Raw genomic sequence first — 20,070 nt, forward strand, 5'->3', positions numbered from 1 at the left:
TTAGAGTGGTACGTACCACAGGCCCTGTCAAGGCGGTTGCCAAGACGTTGTAATCGCTCCAGGCACTCTGACGGGGAGTAGTCGCACCGTTACCGGCACCGGGGAGAAAGGTGACGGAAGTCGCCCGAATAGGGAGGCGTCCCGGACGTTTTTCACCGGCCCGAACGGGTATTCCCATACGCCGGAATATTGCGGCACGGGCGAAAGAAAGCCGCCCCGGGAGCACCCCGGGGCGGCGGTTCGGCGAGCGTTTCGACTGGTGGGACCGGGTGCCGCCGGCCGCGGCGCGTGGCCGTCCGCACCGGCGCGTCGACGCCACCGAAACCGCTGATACGCCGGACCACGTCGCAGAACACGCGCGCGCCCGCGAGCGCGGAAGAAATGCGGGTACTGGCCGTGTTCGTCAGGGTCGTGCGGCACCGGGTTCGCGCGTAACGCGGCATTCCGGGCGGCCTGCAGCACGACCACGCCTCGGGCGAGAACACCCCTTCGGGTTGGTGTACGAACCAGTGCGTTCAGAGTTACCGGCCGGTTCCGCGCGGATGCGGACCCGCCGGACATCCACCTGCTGATCAGCTCGCTCCGCGTGTTCCGGCCGGCGAACCGCCCCGAGTTGCAGGCGAGCTTCAGCCGCGACATGCCGGCCCCGGCGACAAGCCGCCCGAAAAGGATCTCTTGACACTCAGGGCACCTTCTCGCACTCTGTGTTAACTAACCAGATCGTACATTGTCACCGCTTCCCCGCCGACTCTGAGCAATGAAGCACGGACGTCAGGAGCACCCCGTGACCGCATCGATGCCCCGCAAGGCGGCGCTGGCCGCCTGGATCGGCAGTGCGCTCGAGTACTACGACTTCTTCATCTACGGCACCGCCGCCGCACTGGTGTTCAACAAGGTCTTCTTCCCCGCCTCCTCCCCCGCGACCGGCACTCTGCTCGCGCTGGCCACGTTCGGCGTCGGCTACGCCGCCCGGCCGGTCGGCGCGTTCATCCTCGGGCACGTCGGCGACCGCTTCGGCCGCAAGCGCGTCCTGGTGTTCACCCTGCTCCTGATGGGCTTCTCGACGTTCGCCGTCGGCTGCCTGCCCACCTACACCACCGTCGGCGTGCTCGCGCCGATCCTGCTGGTCGTTCTCCGCCTGATGCAGGGACTTTCCGCGGCCGGCGAGCAGGCAGGCGCGAACTCGATGTCGCTCGAACACGCTCCGGAACGGCGGCGCGCCTACTTCACCAGCTTCACCCTGAGCGGCACGCAGGCCGGGCAGATCCTGGCCACCGCGATCTTCCTGCCGGTCGCCGCGCTCCCCCAGGCCGACCTGCTGACCTGGGGCTGGCGGATCCCGTTCTGGTGCAGCGCGGCCGTCGTGGCCGTCGGGTTCGTCATCCGCCGCAAGCTCGACGAGACCCCGGTGTTCGCCCGCACCGACGTCGCGAAGCTGCCGGTGGCGGTCCTCTTCCGCACGCACTGGGCCGACGTCCTGCGCGTGATCGTCGCGGCGACGATCGCCTCGGTCAGCACGATCTTCACCGTCTTCGCGCTGAGCTACGCGGTCAACACGATCGGCCTGGCGCGCACCCCCATGCTCTGGGTGGGTGTGCTCGCGAACATCGTGGCCCTGGCGGCGATCCCGCTGCTGGCGCGGCTCGCCGACCGGGTCGGCCGCAAGCCGGTGTTCATCACCGGCTGCCTCGCCTGCGGCGTGCTGATCTTCCCCTACCTGTGGTCGATCTCGATCGGCTCGTACGCACTGCTGTTCGTGCTCGGCATCGTCCTGTTCGGCGTCGCGTACTCGGGCGTCAACGGCGTCTGGCCGTCGCTGTACGGCGAGATGTTCAGCGCCCGCGTCCGCCTCTCGGGCATGGCGATCGGCACCCAGATCGGCTTCGCGGTCGCGGGTTTCGCCCCGAGCGTGGTCGCGGCGATCGGCTCGGGCAAGTCGGACTGGCTGGGCGTCTCCATCTTCACGGCGGCGGTCTGCGTGGTGGCCGCGACAGCCGCCGCGACGGCCCGCGAGACCTACCAGGTGCCGACGGCGGAACTCGGGAGCAAGACCCCGGCGGACACCACGAAGCCCGCGGTGGTCACTTCCACTGTGGACGGTTAGCCAGCACCAGCCCGAGCACCGTCACCACGACGCCCACGGTCAGCAGGGTGCCGCCCAGGCCCACCTCCGGTCCGGCCGCGAAGTACCGGAGCAGCCTGGACGCACCCAGCCCGAACCCGGTCACCACCAGGACCGGACCGAGTACCAGCGCCACCCGGCCGGTCCCCGCTGTCCGGGCCACCTTCGAGAACACCGGCGGCGCGGCCTCGTCCGCCGGCGCGGTGTCGCTGTAGACGGCGGTGATCGGCCCGAACTCCAGCCGGTCGCCGTCGCGCAGCAGCCGGGCCCGGCCCGGGGCGAGCGCGTCCCCGTTGACCCGGGTCCCGGCCCGCGCCCGACCAGCCACGAGCCGCGGCGCACCGCCAGTCTCGCCACGGCGCCGCCGACGGTCTCGACCGTCGCCGCTTCCCGTTGTCCCATCGCCCCTCCCACCGTTCCCCGACTCCGGACAGAGCCGGGAAACGGGCGGAAGATACGCGAAGGTCAGGGTTTCGGCGCGGCCTCCGGGGCCTTGACCCGCTCCAGCAGCAGCTGGGCGACGTCGCGGACGTCGACGTTCTCCGCTTTCTGCTCGCTCTGGCGCTGGACCAGCCCGTCGGTGAGCATGGAGCGGCAGAACGGGCAGCCGGTCACGATCGTCTCGGCGTCGGTGGCGATGGCCTCGTCGACGCGCTCCAGGTTGATGCGCTTGCCGATCTGCTCTTCCATCCACATCCGCGCGCCGCCCGCGCCGCAGCAGAGGGCGCGGTCGGCGTGGCGGGGCATCTCCTCGAGCTTGGCGCCCGTCGCGCCGACCAGCTCGCGCGGCGGTGTGTAGACCTTGTTGTGGCGCCCGAGGTAACACGGGTCGTGATACGTCACCTTGGGGCCGTCCTCGGCGGCCTTGACGGGCGTCAGCTGACCGCCGCGGACCAGGCGGTTGAGCAGCTGCGTGTGGTGGACGACCTCGTAGTGCCCGTCCAGGTCCGGGTACTCGCGGCTGAGCGTGTTGAGGCAGTGCGGGCACGTCGTGACGATCTTGCGCAGCCGCGGCTCCCGGCCCTCGAACACGGCGTTGAGCGTCTCCGCCGTCTGCTGGGCCATCATCTGGAACAGGAACTCGTTGCCCGCGCGCCGCGCCGGGTCGCCGGTGCAGGACTCCTCCTTGCCCAGCACGGTGTACTTCACGCCGGCGATGTGCAGCAGCTCCGCCGTGGCGCGGACGGTCTTGCGGGCGTTGTCGTCGAACGCGCCCGCGCAGCCGACCCAGTAGACGTACTCGACGTCGTCGGCCAGCTCGCCGTCGAACACCGGGACGTCGAACGGGAGGTCCTTCGTCCAGGCCAGCCGCTCGGAGTTGTTCTGGCCCCAGGGGTTGCCCTTGGTCTCCAGGTTCTTGAAGAGGCCGCCGAGCTCGGTCGGGAACGCCGACTCGATCATCACCTGGTAGCGGCGCATGTCGACGATGTGGTCGACGTGCTCGATGTCCACCGGGCACTGCTCGACGCACGCGCCGCAGGTGGTGCAGGACCAGAGGACGTCCGGGTCGATGACGCCGTTGTCGGCTTCGGTCCCGACGAGCGGGCGCGCGTCCGCGTGCTCCTCGCCGCTGAGGATGTAGGGCGCCTCCTCGAACATGTTGTCGCGCAGGCCCATGATGAGCAGCTTGGGGGACAACGGCTTCCCGGTGTTCCACGCCGGGCACTGCGACTGGCAGCGGCCGCACTCGGTGCACGTCGAGAAGTCCAGCAGGCCCTTCCACGTGAAGTCGCCGATCTTGCCGCGGCCGAACGTGTCGTCCTCGCCCGGGTCCTCGAAGTCGATCGGCTTGCCGGCGGACTCCATCGGCAGCAGCGGGCCGAGCGCGTCCGGCAGCCGCTTGGCCGAGACGTTGATCGGCGCCACGAAGATGTGCAGGTGCTTGGAGTAGAGCACGATCGACAGGAACACCAGCATGACGCCGATGTGCAGCAGCAGGCCGACCGTCTCGAGCACCTCGGTCGTCGCGTGCCCGAGCGGTTCGAGGAGGTTCCCGACGCCGAGCGAGACGTACGCGCCCGAGTCGTACGGGAAGTTGCCGGACGCCGACGACGAGCCGCGGAAGAAGAACATCGTCCAGACGACGTTGAAGATCATGATCAGGATCAGCCACGCGCCGCCGGTGTGCGAGCCGTAGAAGCGCGACGCCCGGTCCTTGCGCTCGGGCGCCTGCCGGATCCGGATCACCGCGAACACGCCCAGCGAGACGGCCACCATCACGGCGATGAAGTCCTGCAGGAAGCCGAGCACCGCCCAGTGGCCGATCCACGGGATGGCGAACCGCTCGTCGAACAGCGCGCCGTACGCCTCGAGGTACACCGAGGCGAGGATCACGAAGCCCCAGAACGTGAACAGGTGCGCCAGGCCGGGCACGGACCACTTCAGGAGCTTGCGCTGACCGAACACCTCGCGCACCTGCGCGAAGACGCGGGCCCCCAGGTCGTCGGAGCGTTTGGTGTCGGGCTGGCCCGCCTTGATCAGGTGGTACAGGAAGACCACCCGCTTGCCGGCGACGGCGAGACCGACGACGGTCATGAGCAGACCGAGGATGAGGCGAACGAGCACGAGTCCTCCGTGACGTGCGTGGCGGGAAGGCGCTGGGGGACGGCTCAGTGCGAGCCGGTGTAGTAGCGGCACGCTTTGCACGCGTACCGCATCTTCGCGACCCGCCAGTGTTTCCGGTACAGATCGAGGTCGGGCGACCGGCGGACGCCGAGGCGCTGGTAGCGCCCGGGACGGCGGCGGCCGGTTTCGTACTGCTCCGTCGCGCGGCCGAGGTGGGCGCGCCGCAGCACGCACCCCCGCGTCCGGCAGCGGCCGAGTGCGCTGCGGCAGAACCGGTGCAGCAGCACCAGGTCCGGGCTGGGCCCGTCGCCGGCGACCTGTTCGACGACGCCGTAGCCGGGGTGATCACCCGGCCCGGCGAGCCGGACCGGGAGGCCGCAGTAGGCGCATTTGAGGGTGCAGGTGAGACAGCCGGTGATGTGCCTGAGCCGCGGATCGCGCCGGTCTTCGGAGACCGGTTGTCGGACGCGCGACGCCATGGGGCCTCCTCCGGCGACTGTGAACGGCTGTGATCGGCACCACTTCGTTCTACTGGAGAGTAATGACGGGGTCACTTCACGCGACAGGACCGAACGGCCCACTTCTGTTGCGCTCTTCGGCGTAATATCGGAGGCAAGGCAGCCCTAACTGTCCGCTGGCCGAACGCCACTGGGCCGGAAATCGTACGTTCGGCCCTGCTGCGCCGAGGGTGTTCCCCGCCACAATTCCGGGCATGACCTATCACCCGGTCCCCTACCGGCCCGCCCGCCTGCCCGCCGCCGAAGCCACGTCGAACGTCGCCGAACTCCGGCAGCGCATGGAGCAGCGCCGCTCGGTCCGGATGTTCTCCCCCGACCCGGTCCCCGAGGACGCTGTGCTCGACGCGATCGCCGTGGCCTCCACCGCCCCCAGCGGCGCGCACCAGCAGCCGTGGACGTTCGTCCTCGTGTCGGACCCTTCGGTGCGCCGGCGGATCCGCGAGGCGGCGGAAGCCGAAGAGAAGATCTCCTACGACGGCCGGCTCGGCGAGGCGTGGCTGGACGCGTTGCGGCCGCTGGGCACGGACGCGGTGAAGCCGCACCTGACCGACGCGCCGTACCTGATCGTCGTGTTCCAGCAGCGGTTCGCCGTCGACGAGGACGGCGGCACCCACAAGCACTACTACGTCGACGAGTCGGTGGGCATCGCGGTCGGCATGCTGCTGACGGCGTTGCAGGTGGCCGGGCTGGCCGCGCTCACGCACACACCGTCCCCGATGCGCTTCCTGGGCGACCTGCTGGGCCGCCCCCGCAACGAACGGGCGTTCGCGGTCATCCCGGTCGGCTACCCGGCGGACGACTGCGTGGTCCCGGACCTGCGGCGCAAGTCCCTGGACGAGGTGCTGGTGCGGATCTGAGGGCGCAGGCCGTCCGGCAGGTCGGCGAACGCCGGGCCCGCTGCTCGTGAGTGGCAATGAGGGTTCTAACCCGAATTGCCACTCACGACCACCCGCGCCACCGCGCGAGTCCCAGCCAGGTCCTGGTCTGGCGCTTAGAACTCGGCGTGTCGCTAGGTGAACCAACGGCCCGCCTGTGGACCCGGCCCGACGGACCCGAGGTCCGTCAGAGAGACTGGGGGCCAGTGCCCGCTCTCTCGACCTGGAGTCTTTGATGCCGCAAGGGACCGTCCGTTGGTTCGACGCCGAACGGGGTTTCGGCTTCCTCGCGCCCGAGGACGGCTCGCCGGACGTGTTCGTGCACGCCTCCGAGATCGTCGGGGACGGCGGCGCGAAAGTGCTCCGCGAGGGTCAGGCCGTCGTGTTCGAGGTCGGCGAGAACGACCGCGGGCCCGAGGCGCTGCGCGTTCGCGTCACCGCCGATGCGGCCACCGGCAGCGCCGTGGGCCTGCTCGGCACCATCAACTGGTACGAGCCGGGCAAGGGGTACGGCTTCGCGTCGCCGGACGGCGGCGGCGCCGACCTCTTCGTGCACAGCTCCGCCATCGTGACCGGCGGCGTGGTCACCGAGGGGCAGCGGGTGGCCTTCCTGATCGTCGACGGCGAGCGCGGCCCGCAGGCCGAGCACGTGATCCCGCTGGGAGCAGGGGCCGGCTCACCCGCTGCGACTGGTACCGCGGACGATGCCGACGGCACGGTGGCCTGGTACGACGAGGACAAGGGCTTCGGCTTCATCAACCCCGACTCCGGCGCCGGGGACGTCTTCGTTCACGCCCGGGCCCTGGCCGAGGGGCTGACGTGGCTCGCGGAGGGCGACCGCGTCGCCTACGAGGTGGCCAGTGGAGACAAGGGCCCGCAGGCCCGCGACGTGCACCTGGTCCGGGGCGCCGAGCCCCAGACGGCGCCGCAGCGGTCGGCACCTGCCGCGGCCGCAGGGCCGGCGGCGCGGGACGTGCCCGCACGAGGCGGCGAGGGCGTCGTCGCGCGCTACGACGACGACCGCGGCTTCGGCTTCATCACCCCGGACGCGGGCGGCGACGATCTCTTCGCCCACGCGTCCGTGATCATGGGGTCGGAGCCGCTGCAGAAGGGTGACCGGGTCCGGTACGCGGTGCGTCAGAGCGACCGGGGCCCGCAGGCCGACCGCATCGAACGCCTCTGACGAGGCGGCCCCACCGATGGCTGATCACTTCCCGGCGAGAGTGCCGCGCTCGGAAGCCACCGTGGTGCGTTCGGTCCGGTCGTAGCGCAGCCCGAGGCGTTTGAACCGCAGCAGCCAGGAGATGGTGCGTTCGACGACCCAGCGGACCCGGCCGAGGCGGGACTTGCCCTCAATCCCGCCGCCGGGCGATACGGACCTTGATACCGCGGCGGGTCAGGTAGCGGCGGCAGCGGCGGTAGTCGTAGCCCTTGTCGGCGTGCAGCTTGTCCGGTCGGCATCGTGGCCGGCCCGCCCGGCCGTGGTGGCCGCGCACGGTCGGGTTCGTGTCCAGCAGCGGCTCGAACAGCATGCTGTCGTGGGTGTTTGCCGCACCGACACCGCGTCGATGCAGCCTCTGGTCCAGTCGAGCTCGTCGATGTCGGACAGCTCGTCGAGCACGAGCTGGTGCAGCCGGTCCCGCACGCCGGCGTCCTGTCACTCACGTAACCGCCGCCACGCGGTGTGCCGGAACCGCATCCGAGCTGCTCGGGTAGGTCTCGCCGGCGGCAGCCGGTGTTGAGCACGAACAAGATCCCCTCCAGCGCGGCACGGTCATCGATCCGCGGCCGCCCCACCCGGACCGCGCGGCGCTGGTCGGGACGGGATCAGGGGTTCGATCAGCTCCCAGAGCCGGTCTTCGACCCGCCGCTGCTGCGTCGTCTTCGCCACGACTGTTCACGATCGACGACCAGGACCGGCAGGTTGCGCAGTGACACACCCTTGAGTTTTGAGACCAGGTCTACGAGCGCAGGCCGTCCGGCAGGTCGGCGAACGCCGGGCCCGACGCGTAGTCCACGCCCCGCTCCCGCCACCACGCCGCCTGCTCGCGCGTCTCCACCCCGGCCACCGTCACCTTCGCGCCCGTCAGGTGGGCCACCTCGATCAGGGAAGCCAGTGACCGCTCCACCAGCGGGTGACCGCGGCGCGCCACCAGGGACGGTGCGACGCGGACCGTGCGGATCGGGAGGTCCGTCAGGAACGTGACGTCGCCCGCCGCGCCGAAGGCGTGGATCTCGGCCGGGATGCCGATCTCCGCGAGCACCTTCAGGTTGTCGACCGCGTCGCCCGTCTCGGCGAGCAAGCTCGACGCCGGGAAGCCGGGGCGGAGGCGTTCCGGCGGCATGCCCGTGTCCGCCAGCACGCCGCGGACCTCGCCGACCAGGTCGGGGTCCGCGGCCTGGTGCGGGCCGAGCTCGACGACCAGCGGCACCTCGATGCCCGCCGCCGTCAGGTGCTCGGCCGCCGTGCGCAGGAGCCACGTACCCAGCGGCAGCGCCAGCCCGGTCTCGCCGGCCAGCCGCACGCACGTCTCGTGCGACAGCTCGCCTTCGACCGGGTGGGTCCAGCGCAGCCGCGCCTCGATCGCGGCCGGCTCGTCCTCGTCGGCCAGGTTCACCAGCGCCCGGTAGGCGATCTCGACGTCGCCGTTCTCCCAGGCACCCGCCATCGACGCCGCGAGGCCGAACTCGTGGCGGTCACGGTGATCCAGCTCGCGGTCGAACAGGCCCCACTGGTTGCCCGCGCGCTGGGCGCGGCGCAGCGTCAGGTCCGACGCGCGGAGCAGCTCGGCCGGCGCGATGTCGCGCGGCGGCCGGTGCACGACGCCGATACTGGCCGAGAGGGCGACGCCGTGGCGGCCGTCGACGTAGTCCGGCTCGGCGAGCTCGTGGTTGATCCGGCGGACCATGGTCCCGACGTCCGGGGTGTCCTCGCCGTTGCGCACCACCACGCCGAACTCGTCGCCGCCGATCCGCGCGATGAGCGCGTCCTCGCCCTCGAACACCACTTTCAGCTTCGCCGCGACGCCGCGCAGGAGCTTGTCGCCGAGGTCCTGGCCGAGCCCGCCGGTGATCAGCGAGAAGCCGTCGAGGTCGAGGTGGAACAGCGTGACGCCGCGGGCCTGGTCGGCCTCGCGCAGCGCGTTCTCCAAGCGGGTGCCGAAGAACTGCCGGTTCGGCAGCCCGGTGAGGACGTCGTGCAGGGCCTGGTGGCTGAGCCGCCGTTGCAGCAGCGCCACTTCGGTGTCGTCGTCGACGAGGGTGAGCAGCTGCTGGGCGTCGCCGACGGCGTCGCGGACCACCGCCGCCACGAACGTGGCCCACATCGGCTCGCCGTCCCGGCCGACCAGCCGGCGACCGGCCCGCAGCCGGTGCAACCGGCCGGACAGCAGGTCCGCGTAGCCCTCGCGCAGCACCTCGACGTCGTCCGGGTGGACGAACTCGAACAGGGTCCGCCCGGCGAGCTCGGCCGGCGTGCGGCCGAGCGTCTTGGCGAGCGCCGGGTTGACGCGCAGCACCCGGCCGTCCAGGTCGCTGACCGCGACGCCGCTGGCCGAGCCGGCGAAGACCTCCTCGAACTGCGCGCGCGTGACGACCTGCTTGCGCCGGGTCTCCTGCTCCACCTTCAGCAACGCGCGGCTCAGGCCTTCCTGCCGCTTCTGGATGTCCTCGCGCAGCGCTTCGCTGTAGCCGGAGCTCAGCGCGCCGAGCACCTGCACGACCCGCTCCGGCAGCTTGGCGACGCCGTGCAGCTCCGGCTCGCGCAGCAGGGCCTTGCCGAGCACCTCCATGCTGCGGCGCAGGCTTTCCGGGCCGACGCAGCGCAGCTCGACCAGGCGCCCGCCCGCCGCCGCGGCTTCGCCGACACCCGGCGGGTCGCTCGCGACCGCCTCGAAGAGCCAGCCGGTGAGGATCGACAGCTCCTGCTCGATCTCGTCGGGCGTGTGCGGCAGGTACGCCGTGGTGCTGACCAGGTAGCCCCACTTGCGCGCGAGGGTACGGAGCCGTCTGGCCGCTCGTTCGGCGGACGGCTTCGCGCGCGGGGCGCCACCGTGGGGATGGGGAGCAGTCACTTCAGCCTGTCCAAGGGTCTAGTGCGCACTCCGGCTCGGGGAACCGATATATCTTGGCGCGAAAAGGCGTCACGCGCACTGATCAGTGTTCATCCAATCGAGTGGTAACCCTGTGCGGTTACGCCGATCCGGTCACGCAGCCACGATCGGGTGGCGTCCCGGTACAGTCCGGCGTTTTGGTGCAGGGCAACGGAATGCCCCGCGCCCGGGAGCACGAACATCGACAGTTTCGACGGATCCCGGTAGTACGGCGCCTCCTGGGGCCGCAGTGTCGCCGCGCTCGAACAGTCGCGAAGCGCGAGCAGCCCGCAGAAAAGCGCGTCCTTTTCGCCGACCACCTGGAAAACCGGCACGGTGATGCCCCACGTGGCGGGCAGCACGATGCCGAACAACGCCACCGTGCCCATCCCCGGCACCGAGACCTGGTCCTTCGTGGCTTCGTCGGCCGCGATCACGCCCGGGTCGGCGTCGCCGGCCGCGTAGAACAGCCCGGCCCGCGCACCCGGGCGCGTCGTGAAGTACAGCGGGTCGCTGCCGAGGTGCGCCAGCTGGCCGTCGAGCAGCGCCGGCTGCAGCCCGAGCGCCGCGCCCAGGGCCAGCACCGGCAGCGCGGGCAGGTGCGTGATGCCGGTCAGGATCACGCCGTCGACGTCGTGGTAGGTCCCCGCCTCGACGGCGACGACCCCGGACCCGACCGAGTGCCCGACGATGACGACCTTCGCGAACGCGGCGCCGCCGACGTGCCCGGCGCGCAGGTGGCCGACCACCTCGTGCAGCGCCTCGGCCTCGGCCTGCACCGTCAGCGGCAGGCTGAGCGGACGGCTGCCGCCGGCGCCGAGCTGGTCCGCGGCGAACGTCGCGTAGCCGTGCGAAGCCATGTCGCGCTGGTAGGAGTAGCGCTCCGGCTGGTAGGGCAGGTCCCAGTACGCGCTGTTGTACGTGCCGCCGTGCACGAGCAGCTGGACGGCGTCCGGCACGGCGCCGGCGGGCAGGCACAGCCGGCCGTGCACCGACGCGGGCGCGCCCGGCACGAGCGGCGGCAGCCCGGGCCCGGTGACCGGCAGATCCGTGTCGGCGCAGGAGATCGCGGCCGCTTCGGCGGGTACCGCGGCGGTCAGGGACCCGAGCAGGACGACGCCGGCGACCAACGCCGACGTCAGCTTGACCGGCAGTCTCACGCCGTTCTTCCCTCCGGACGGGTGACGAGCTGAGGACCCCGGCACACTACACCCGGTAGCCGATCGGGCACCGTCAGGTCCGCCGTGGCACGACCGTCATCGGCAGCCGGTTGGGCTGCATCGTGGCCTTGAGCTGCGCGTGGACCTTCTTGCCCGGCACCGGGACCAGCCGCCAGCGGGCGCCGATGGTCGCGGCGACGATGCCGATCTCGGTCGGCGCGAACACGTGCCCGGGGCACAGCCGCGCCCCGGCGCCGAACGGGATGTACGCGCCCTTCGGCAGTTCCGCGGTCTCTCCGGGCGTCCACCGATCGGGGTCGAACCGGCCGGGATCGGGGAACCAGCGCGGATCCCGGTGCAGCGTGTGCTGGCTGACCGCGACCTCGCTGCCCGCGCGGACGACGACACCGCCGAGTTCGACGTCTTCACGGGCCCGGCGCATGAGGATCAGCGGCGGGGTGCGCCGGACGATCTCGTTGACGATCTGGTGCGTGTAGACCAGTTCCGGCAGGTCGTCGAAGCGCGCGGGACGGCCGCCGAGGACCTCGTCGACCTCCGCGTGGAACCGGCGCTCGACGTCCGGGTGCTGCCCGAGCTCGTGGAAGAACCAGGCCAGCGCCACGGCGGTCGTTTCGGCGCCGGTGGTGAGGATCGTGATGACCTCGTCGTGCACCTGCCGGTCGGACATGGCCTCGCCGGTGTCCTCGTCCCGCGCCGCCAGCAGCATCGACAGCAGGTCGCCGTGGTCGGCGCCCTCCTTCCGCGCGGCGACGACGGTCGCGCCGATCACCTCGCGCAGCCGGGCCGCGGCGGCGTCGAACCGGCGGTTGGCCGGGATCGGCAGCCGTTCCACGAACTTCGGCGAGAACGCCCGGACCAGCACGTACTTCAGCATGACCGGGATCGAGCGGCGGATCTCGGCGAGCACGTCGTCGCCGAGGGCGGTCGAGAACAGCGTCTGCCCGGCGATGGTCAGCACCAGGTCCTGCATCCGCTGGTCGAACTCGACGACCTCGCCCGGCCGCCAGGACCCGGCCAGGTCGCCGGCCAGCGCGGTCATCGTGTTCTCGGCGTAGCCCGCGATCCGCGTCCGGCCGAAGGCGGGCATGACCATCCGGCGCTGCCGGCGGTTGTGCTCGCCGTTCGACGTGGCCAGGCCGTCGCCGAAGAGCGGGCGCATCTTGTCGAAGACCAGGCCCTTGTCGAACTTGTCGGCGTCGGTGGCCAGCACCCGCCAGGCCAGTTCGGGCGTGGTGACGACGTGCACGGGGAGCGGCCCGAGCCGCAGTTCGACGACGTCCCCGTACGCGGGCAGGGAAGTGAACAGCTTCAACGGGTCGCGGAGCAACGGCACGGTGTGCCCGAGCACCGGCCAGCGACCGGGGACGGCGCGCGGGTCGTTCGTCACCGGGAACACCCTAGGACCGGCGGGCGGAACACCGGCAGTGCCGCCACACGAACGGCTGAGCGGGTCTACACTCCGCCGTCAACCGGATGCCGTCCACCGAAATGCCCGGCAAACCGAATGCCGACAACGGATCCGCGAGGGGTGGAGGTCAGGGTGACCGGGGAACTGGACTGGGTACCGTCGGAGGTCGACACCACGGTGCCGAACCCCGCGCGGGTGTACGACTTCTGGCTCGACGGCGACCACAACTTCGCCGCCGACCGCGCGCTCGGGGAGCAGATCCTCAAGATCATGCCCGGCATCCGCGACGCGGCGCGCCTCAACCGCGCGTTCCTGCGGCGCGCGGCGAAGTTCATGGTCGACGCCGGGATCCGGCAGTTCCTCGACGTCGGCGCGGGCATCCCGACCGTGGGGAACCTGCACGAGATCGTCCAGCAGGCCGACCCGTCGTGCCGCGTGGTCTACGTCGACCGGGAGTCGGTCGCCGTGGCGCACAGCGAGCTGCTGCTGCAGGACAACGACCGCTGCACGGTGCTCCAAGCGGACCTGCGCGACGTCGACGAGATCTTCGCGGGCGCGGGCGAGCTGCTCGACCCGGACCAGCCGACCGGTCTGTTCATGTTGCTGCTGCTGCACTTCGTGCCCGACGAGTGGGATCCGGTGAGCATCCTCGCCCGCTACCGCGAACGGCTGGCGCCCGGCAGCTTCCTGGCACTGACGCACGTCGCGGCGGACACCGAGTCGACCGGGCTCGACGAGGCGGTACAGGTCTACACCACCCGGCAGAGCCCGCAGAACCAGCCGTTCCCGCGCACCCACGACCAGGTCCTGCGCTTCTTCGACGGCTTCGACCTGGTCGAACCGGGCCTGGTCGGCTGCGCGATGTGGCACCCCGAGGGGGCGGGCGACATGTCCGACGATCCGGCGATCAACGTCCTGCCTTACGCGGGAGTAGGCCGGAAACCGGATTCGCTGTAAGGCGGACCCGCCTGAGGATTCGTCGAAACGATTCGATCGGCGGCCGCCATAAGCACCCGATCCGGGCAAGGTCAAGTCTTCCTGGGCACGCTCCCAGGTAATCTCGATTTCCCAAAGAACCCCGCCCCGACCTGCTGAAACATCGGACAGCAAGAGTGTTCGACGAATTCGACGTGTGACACTCAGGTCGAAGGTGAATCGAATTGTTGGCCGACTGGCAATAGTTCTTGTGTTCCGGGCGGGTCTCCCCTACCTTCGTGCCATCGTCGATGCGCTTCGACTCGCTCTTCCCCTGCCCCATGTCTCCAGGAGGCCGCCCGTGGTCACGATCAACGACGTCGCCAATGCCGCGGGGGTGGCCCCCAGCACGGTGTCGTACGTGATCAGCGGCAAGCGCTCGATCTCGCCGAAGACCCGGCGGCTGGTCGAAGAAAGCATCCGCAAGCTCGGGTACCACCCGCACGCGGGAGCCCGCGCGCTCGCGAGCAGCAAGACGAACGTGCTGGCCCTGGTCGTGCCGCTGCGCACGGACCTCAACGTCGCCGTCGTGATGGAGTTCGTCGCCGCGGCGGTCACCGCGGCCCGCGCCCACGACCAGGACCTGTTGCTGCTCACCAAGGACGAGGGACCCGCCGCGCTGCAGCGGGTCGCGTCGTCGGCGATCGCGGACGCGCTGATGGTGATGGACGTCGAGGCCGCCGACCCGCGGGTGCCGATGCTCATCGCGCTCGACCTGCCGGTGGTGCTCATCGGCGTGCCCGACCACCCGGCCGGGCTGAGCTGCGTCGACCTCGACTTCACCGCCGCCGGGTCGGCGTGCGTCGCGCACCTGGCCGACCTCGGCCACCGCTCGGTCGCGCTGATCGGCCCCTCCCCCGCCGTCTACCGCCGTGGCACCAGCTACGCGACGCGGTTCCTGCAGGGCTTCGACGAAACCGCGCGGAGCCGGGGCGTCCGCGCGACGAACCGGCCGTGCGCGCACTCCTACGAAGCCGTGAGCGCCTGTGTGGACGACCTGCTCGCCGCCGACCCCGGCCTGACCGGCCTCGTCGTGCACAACGAAGCCGTCCTGCCGGGACTCCTCACGCACCTGCGCCAGCGCGGTCTCCGTGTCCCGCAGGACATTTCGGTGATCGCCGTCTGCCCGGACAGCATGGCCGAGCAGCACCCGGTCACGCTGACCTCCGTCGCCATCCCGGCCGACGAGGTCGGCGCCCAGGCCGTGGAGATGACCATGCGCCGGCTCGGCGGTCACACCACGCCGGAGATCCGGCTGCTCGACCCGCGGCTGACCCGGCGCGCGAGCACGGGCGCGCCGCGCACCTGACCCGGCTCTGCTCCGCCGTCGAAGGAGAATCACCATGTCCGTAGCCCGTCGCGCCCTTTTCCTGGTCGCGAGCGCCGCGCTCCTCGCCGCCTGCAGCCCCAGCCCCGCTCCGCGGCCGTCGGACGCCCCGGCCGCGACGTCGGTCACCGAGCTCGACTACTACGCCGACGAGCAGGGATCCGCGGCGTGGCAGCAGGTCCTCGACGCCTGTGCCGCGCGGACCGGGATCAGGATCGAGCGGCAGAAGGTGCCGACCGCGCAGATGCTGCCGAAGATCCTGCAGGGCGCGAGCTCGAAGACACTGCCGGATCTGCTCTTCACGGACAACCCGACGCTGCAGCAGGTCGCCGCCACCGGCGCGCTGACCCCGCTGTCGGACTACGGCATCTCGGCCGACGGCTACTACCCGGGCATCGTCAAGGCCGGCACCTACCAGGGCAAGATCTACGGCGCCGCGCCCGGCGTCAACGGCCTTGCGCTGATCTACAACAAGGACCTCCTCGACGCGGCCGGGGTGCGCCCGCCGTCCACCTGGGACGACCTGAAGACCGCCGCGGCGACGCTCACCAAGGACGGCAAGTACGGCCTCGCCTTCTCCGCGATCCCGTCGGAGGAGGGCACTTGGCAGTTCCTCCCGTTCTTCTGGAGCAACGGCGCCGAACTGTCCCGGCTGGACTCGCCGCAGAGCACGCAGGCGCTGGCCTACGTCACCGGCCTCGTGACGAGCGGGTCGGCGTCGAAGTCCGTGGTGACGTGGAACCAGAACGACGTCGCCGACCAGTTCGTCGCGGGCAACGCGGCGATGATGGTCAACGGCTCGTGGAACCTCGCCCGGCTCGACGGCGAGAAGTCGCTGCACTACGGCGTCGTGCCGATCCCGGTGCCGAAGGCGGGCGCCAAGCCGGTGGTCGCCCTCGGCGGTGAGGTCGGCGCGGTGCCGGTGACCGGCGGGCCGACGCAGCAGGCCGCCGGGAAGGTGCTGACCTGCATCCTCGCCGAGCCCGCCATGCTGCAGTGGAGCAAGGCCCACGCCTACGTCCCGTCGAAGACGGCCGTGGCCGCGAAGTTCGGCGCCGAGCAGCCGGAGATGCGGGCGTTCGTCGACGAGGTCGGCTCGGCCCGCTCCCGCACCGCGGAGCTCGGCGAGAAGTACCCGAAGGTCTCGCAGGCGCTGGCCGACGCGATCCAGGCGTCGCTGACCGGGAAGCTGCCCGCCGACCAGGCGCTGAGGACCGCGCAGCAGGCGGCCGGGTCGTGACGCTCGCGGCCCCGGTGCCGCGGCGAAGACCGCGGCGGGAGAACCCGTTCACCGCGTGGGCGTTCCTGCTGCCCGCCGTGGCCTACGTCGTGGTCTTCTTCGGGTACCCGCTGGTCGCGAACCTGGTGATGAGCACGCAGGACTACACGGTGAAGTCGTTCTACACCGGCGAAGCGCCCTTCGTCGGCCTGGCCGACTACGCCGCGGTGCTGACCGCCCCGCTCTTCTCGACGGCGGTGCTCAATACCGTCCTGTTCACGGCCGGCTCGCTCGTCTTCCAGTTCGGCATCGGCCTCGCACTGGCCGTGTTCTTCGCCGGCCGGTTCCTCGGCAGCGCGCTGCTGCGGTCGCTGCTCCTGCTCCCCTGGCTGCTGCCGCTCGTGGTCAGCGGCGCGGTGTGGCGGTGGATGTTCGACCAGGACCACGGCGTGCTCAACGCCGGGCTGCGGCTGATCGGCGTCGGCGCGGTGCCGTGGCTGAGCAGCACGACCTGGGCGCTGCCCGCGGTGATCCTCACCAACATCTGGATCGGCATCCCGTTCAACCTGGTCATCCTGCACGGCGGGCTGCGCGCGATCCCGGCGTCGCTGCACGAGGCCGCCGCGCTCGACGGCGCCGGCGCGTGGCAGCGGTTCCGGTACGTCACCTGGCCGCTGCTGCGCCCGGTCACCGGGATCGTGCTGATGCTCGGGCTGGTCTACACGATCAAGGTGTTCGACGTCATCATGGTCGTCACCGGCGGTGGTCCGGCCGACGCGACCCAGACGCTCACGACGTGGTCCTACCGGCTGTCCTTCCACGACTTCGCGTTCGGGCAGGGCGCCGCCGTCGGCAACCTGCTGATCCTGGTGGCGACCGCGTTCGGCCTGCTCTACCTGCGCTCGGCGAAGGCGTCACTGGCCGAGGCGGCGGCGTGAAGACCGCGGCCGGCGTGCTGATCGTCGCGGTGCTGCTGTTCCCGCTGTACTGGATGCTCAACGCGTCCCTGCAGCCCAGCGGCGCGCTCCTGCGGCCGGACCCGGCGTTCTTCCCGGTCGGCGGCACGCTCGACGGTTACCGCAAGGCCCTCGCGACGCAGGGGCCGAACCTCGTCTCCAGCGTCGTCATCGCGCTCGGCACCGTGGCCGTGTCGCTGCTGGTGGCAGCGCCCGCGGCGTACGCGCTGGCGCAGCTGAAGGTCCGCGGCGGGCCGGTGCTGGTGTTCGTGCTGCTCATCGTGCAGCTGATCCCGGGCATCGTGATGGCGAACGCGCTGTACACGGTGTTCGGCAACCTCGGGCTCATCGACAGCTACCTCGGGCTGGTGCTGGCCGACGCCACCGCGACCATCCCGTTCGCGGTACTCCTGTTGCGCGCCTTCATGATCTCCGTGCCGAGGGAGCTGACCGAAGCGTCCCGGGTGGACGGTGCCGGGTACTGGCGGACGTTCTTCTCGATCATCCTCCCGGTCAGCCGCAACGCGCTGGTCACCGCCGGGCTGTTCGCGTTCCTGTTCGCCTGGGCGGACTTCCTGTTCGCCGTCACCCTCACCACCGGGCAGGCGTTCGAGCCGATCACCGTGGGCATCTACCGGTTCGTCGGCAACCAGTCCGCCGACTGGAACGGCGTCATGGCCACCGCCGTCCTCGCCGCGATCCCGGCGGCCGTCCTGCTCGTCGTCGCCCAGCGCTACGTCGTCGCCGGCCTGACCAGCGGCGCCGTCAAGGATTGAGGAGACCCCCGTGATCGCCACGACCGAAGACGGCCGCTCGCTCGAAGTCCGCGTCCGGCACGAGGTGCTGCTCATCGAACCGTGGGGCGCCGACAGCCTGCGCGTCCGGGTGGGCCGGCACCGGATCCTCGACGACGTCCCCGGCGCGCTCCTGCCCGCGAAGCCGTCCGCCGGCACCGCGGGCGCGGACGGGCGGTCCGCCTGGGTGGTGAACGGCGCGCTCACCGCGCTCGTCGAGATCGCCGACACCGACACCGGGGTCGACGCGCAGCTGCGGTTCGTCCGCACGGACACCGGCGCGGAGCTGCTGTCCGAGCAGCGCGCGCACTTCTGGTGGCCCGGCGCCCGGGTCTTCACGCCGTCGGGCAACGGTTACGGCCGGCTCGAACAGCGCTTCACGGCCTACGACGACGAGCGGCTCTACGGCCTCGGCCAGCACCCGCACGGCCGGCTCGACCAGAAGGGCCTGGTCCTGGACCTGGTGCAGCGCAACGGCGAGGTGTCGGTGCCGTTCCTGCTGTCCAGCCGCGGCTACGGGTTCCTCTGGAACAGCCCCGCCGCCGGCCGGGTCGAGCTGGCCGGCAACGGCACCCGCTGGGTCGCCGACGACGCCCGCCAGCTCGACTACTGGGTCACCACCGGCGACAACCCGCGGCAGCTCCTCGGCCACTACGCCGACGCGACCGGGCACGCGCCGATGCTGCCGGCGTGGGCGGCCGGGTTCTGGCAGTCGAAGCTGCGCTACCGCACCCAGGACGAGCTGCTGGCCGTGGCCCGCGAGTACCACGAGCGCGGCCTGCCCCTGTCGGTGATCGTCGCGGACTTCTTCCACTGGACGCACCTCGGCGACTGGAAGTTCGACCCGGCCGAGTGGCCCGACCCGGCCGGGCTGGTGCGGGAGCTGGACGGCCTGGGCGTCAAGCTGATGGTGTCGGTCTGGCCGTCGGTCAGCCCGCTGTCGGAGAACCACGCCGAAATGCACGAGAACGGCCTGCTCGTCGCCACCGAGAGCGGGGTCGCGGCCCACGCGCCGTGGAAGGACAAGGGCTTCGACGTCGAGCTGCCGGTGGCGTTCTACGACCCGACGAACCCGGCGGCCCGGTGGTTCCTGTGGGAGAAGGTCAAGGAGAACTACTACGACCTGGGCGTGCGCGCGTGGTGGTTGGACGGCGACGAGCCGGAGATCCGGCCCGGCCACCCGCACAACCTCGCCTTCCACGCCGGGCCCGGCCCGGAGGTCGTCAACCTCTACCCGCAGGTCCACGCGCAGGCGTTCCACGACGGCATCCGCGGCGAGGGCGACGACGAGGTCGTGCTGCTCAGCCGCTCGGCGTGGGCCGGCAGCCAGCGCTACGGCGCCGCGCTGTGGTCCGGTGACGTCCCGGCCACCTGGGCGTCGCTGCGGGCGCAGGTGCGGGCCGGCCTGAACGTCGCGCTGTCCGGGATCCCGTGGTGGACCACGGACATCGGCGGTTTCCACGGCGGCGACCCGGACGCGCCGGCGTACCGGGAGCTGCTGGTCCGCTGGTTCCAGTACGGCGTGTGCTGCCCGCTGCTGCGGCTGCACGGCTTCCGCGACCCGCGCCCGCCGTTCGGGCCGGAGATGACCGGCGGCCCCAACGAGGCCTGGTCGTACGGTCCCGAAGCGCTGGCCGCCATCGAGGACGCGCTGCGGCTGCGGGAACGGCTGCGGCCGTACCTGATGGCGCAGATGCGGGTGGCGCACGAGCAGGGCGTGCCGCCGATGCGGCCGCTGTTCGTGGACTTCCCCGCCGACGCCGGCGCGTGGGACGCCGACGACCAGTTCCTGCTGGGCCCGGACCTGCTGGTGGCGCCGGTGCTCGAGGCCGGCGCCACCGGCCGGCCGGTGTACCTGCCCGAAGGTGCACTGTGGACGGACGCGGTCACCGGTGACCGGCACCCGGGCGGGACGAGCGTCGAGGCTCCGGCCCCGGCGGAGCGCATCCCGCTGTTCCTGCGCGACAAGGCGTGCCTGCCCGTCGGGAAGCCCTGAGGCCACTGTCCCTTACGGGCTGTTCGTCCGGTCGCCGATCGGG

Annotated in this window: 15 protein-coding genes and 2 pseudogenes; 10 read left to right on the plus strand and 7 right to left on the minus strand. The window is 71.3% G+C overall.

Annotation, left to right across the window (positions count from 1 at the left end; translation table 11 throughout):
- Window positions 1-535 precede the first annotated feature (535 nt).
- Both OG439_RS17290 and OG439_RS17295 read left to right on the plus strand, forming a co-directional pair.
- A pseudogene (locus OG439_RS17290) lies at window positions 536-679 on the plus strand (hypothetical protein); the annotation flags it as partial.
- A gap of 105 nt (window positions 680-784) precedes the next feature.
- On the plus strand, window positions 785-2,104 hold the full coding sequence (locus tag OG439_RS17295) for an MFS transporter (protein ID WP_326950381.1): 1,320 nt from the start codon (window positions 785-787) through the stop codon (window positions 2,102-2,104).
- On the opposite strand, the gene OG439_RS17300 is transcribed toward OG439_RS17295, so the two are convergent.
- From OG439_RS17300 to OG439_RS17310, 3 genes are all read right to left on the minus strand, one after another.
- Entirely contained in the window at window positions 2,082-2,450 is a 369-nt protein-coding gene (locus OG439_RS17300) for a hypothetical protein (protein WP_326950382.1), read from the minus strand. The genes OG439_RS17295 and OG439_RS17300 overlap by 23 nt on opposite strands.
- A gap of 137 nt (window positions 2,451-2,587) precedes the next feature.
- Complete coding sequence (locus OG439_RS17305; RefSeq protein ID WP_326950383.1) at window positions 2,588-4,687, minus strand: (Fe-S)-binding protein; 2,100 nt, start codon at window positions 4,685-4,687, stop codon at window positions 2,588-2,590.
- Window positions 4,688-4,731: 44 nt separating this feature from the next.
- On the minus strand, window positions 4,732-5,166 hold the full coding sequence (locus OG439_RS17310; RefSeq protein ID WP_326950384.1) for a hypothetical protein: 435 nt from the start codon (window positions 5,164-5,166) through the stop codon (window positions 4,732-4,734).
- A 233-nt stretch (window positions 5,167-5,399) separates the two neighbouring features.
- On the opposite strand from OG439_RS17310, the gene OG439_RS17315 reads away from it, so the two are divergent.
- Both OG439_RS17315 and OG439_RS17325 read left to right on the plus strand, forming a co-directional pair.
- Window positions 5,400-6,062, plus strand: a complete 663-nt coding sequence (locus OG439_RS17315) for a nitroreductase family protein (protein WP_247052532.1) — start codon at window positions 5,400-5,402, stop codon at window positions 6,060-6,062.
- Between the two features lie 253 nt (window positions 6,063-6,315).
- On the plus strand, window positions 6,316-7,263 hold the full coding sequence (locus tag OG439_RS17325) for a cold-shock protein (RefSeq protein ID WP_442792312.1): 948 nt from the start codon (window positions 6,316-6,318) through the stop codon (window positions 7,261-7,263).
- A gap of 24 nt (window positions 7,264-7,287) precedes the next feature.
- Here the strand turns inward: OG439_RS17325 and OG439_RS17330 are convergent.
- From OG439_RS17330 to OG439_RS17345, 4 genes and pseudogenes are all read right to left on the minus strand, one after another.
- Window positions 7,288-7,971: pseudogene (locus OG439_RS17330) on the minus strand (transposase).
- A gap of 70 nt (window positions 7,972-8,041) precedes the next feature.
- Window positions 8,042-10,153 (minus strand): putative bifunctional diguanylate cyclase/phosphodiesterase, encoded by a 2,112-nt coding sequence (locus tag OG439_RS17335; protein ID WP_326950385.1) that lies wholly within the window; start codon window positions 10,151-10,153, stop codon window positions 8,042-8,044.
- A gap of 89 nt (window positions 10,154-10,242) precedes the next feature.
- Window positions 10,243-11,331, minus strand: a complete 1,089-nt coding sequence (locus OG439_RS17340) for an alpha/beta hydrolase (RefSeq protein WP_326950386.1) — start codon at window positions 11,329-11,331, stop codon at window positions 10,243-10,245.
- Between the two features lie 73 nt (window positions 11,332-11,404).
- Window positions 11,405-12,739 (minus strand): cytochrome P450, encoded by a 1,335-nt coding sequence (locus tag OG439_RS17345; protein WP_326950387.1) that lies wholly within the window; start codon window positions 12,737-12,739, stop codon window positions 11,405-11,407.
- A gap of 153 nt (window positions 12,740-12,892) precedes the next feature.
- Between OG439_RS17345 and OG439_RS17350 the strand changes: the two genes are divergently transcribed.
- The 6 genes from OG439_RS17350 (at window position 12,893) to OG439_RS17375 (ending at window position 20,027) form a co-directional block, all read left to right on the plus strand.
- Complete coding sequence (locus OG439_RS17350; protein ID WP_326950388.1) at window positions 12,893-13,717, plus strand: SAM-dependent methyltransferase; 825 nt, start codon at window positions 12,893-12,895, stop codon at window positions 13,715-13,717.
- Between the two features lie 319 nt (window positions 13,718-14,036).
- Entirely contained in the window at window positions 14,037-15,044 is a 1,008-nt protein-coding gene (locus OG439_RS17355; RefSeq protein WP_326950389.1) for a LacI family DNA-binding transcriptional regulator, read from the plus strand.
- Between the two features lie 34 nt (window positions 15,045-15,078).
- The gene (locus OG439_RS17360; protein WP_326950390.1) at window positions 15,079-16,302 is read left to right on the plus strand and encodes a sugar ABC transporter substrate-binding protein; all 1,224 of its coding nucleotides are present in this window, start codon (window positions 15,079-15,081) and stop codon (window positions 16,300-16,302) included.
- Window positions 16,299-17,219 (plus strand): carbohydrate ABC transporter permease, encoded by a 921-nt coding sequence (locus OG439_RS17365; RefSeq protein ID WP_326950391.1) that lies wholly within the window; start codon window positions 16,299-16,301, stop codon window positions 17,217-17,219. Before OG439_RS17360 ends, OG439_RS17365 begins: the two co-directional genes overlap by 4 nt.
- A gap of 53 nt (window positions 17,220-17,272) precedes the next feature.
- Complete coding sequence (locus tag OG439_RS17370; RefSeq protein ID WP_326951564.1) at window positions 17,273-18,013, plus strand: carbohydrate ABC transporter permease; 741 nt, start codon at window positions 17,273-17,275, stop codon at window positions 18,011-18,013.
- Between the two features lie 10 nt (window positions 18,014-18,023).
- Window positions 18,024-20,027: a glycoside hydrolase family 31 protein gene (locus OG439_RS17375; protein ID WP_326950392.1), complete on the plus strand. Its 2,004-nt coding sequence runs from the start codon at window positions 18,024-18,026 to the stop codon at window positions 20,025-20,027.
- Window positions 20,028-20,070 lie beyond the last annotated feature (43 nt).

This window comes from Amycolatopsis sp. NBC_01307, from assembly GCF_035975215.1.
Taxonomy (GTDB): Bacteria; Actinomycetota; Actinomycetes; order Mycobacteriales; family Pseudonocardiaceae; genus Amycolatopsis.

Excerpts from the sequence above, each read along its gene's own strand:
- OG439_RS17315 (WP_247052532.1), top strand. The coding sequence starts at position 5,400 with ATGACCTATCACCCGGTCCCCTACCGGCCCGCCCGCCTGCCCGCCGCC.
- OG439_RS17360 (WP_326950390.1), top strand. The coding sequence starts at position 15,079 with ATGTCCGTAGCCCGTCGCGCCCTTTTCCTGGTCGCGAGCGCCGCGCTC.
- OG439_RS17325 (WP_442792312.1), top strand. The coding sequence starts at position 6,316 with ATGCCGCAAGGGACCGTCCGTTGGTTCGACGCCGAACGGGGTTTCGGC.
- OG439_RS17370 (WP_326951564.1), top strand. The coding sequence starts at position 17,273 with ATGCTCAACGCGTCCCTGCAGCCCAGCGGCGCGCTCCTGCGGCCGGAC.
- OG439_RS17310 (WP_326950384.1), bottom strand. The coding sequence starts at position 5,166 with ATGGCGTCGCGCGTCCGACAACCGGTCTCCGAAGACCGGCGCGATCCG.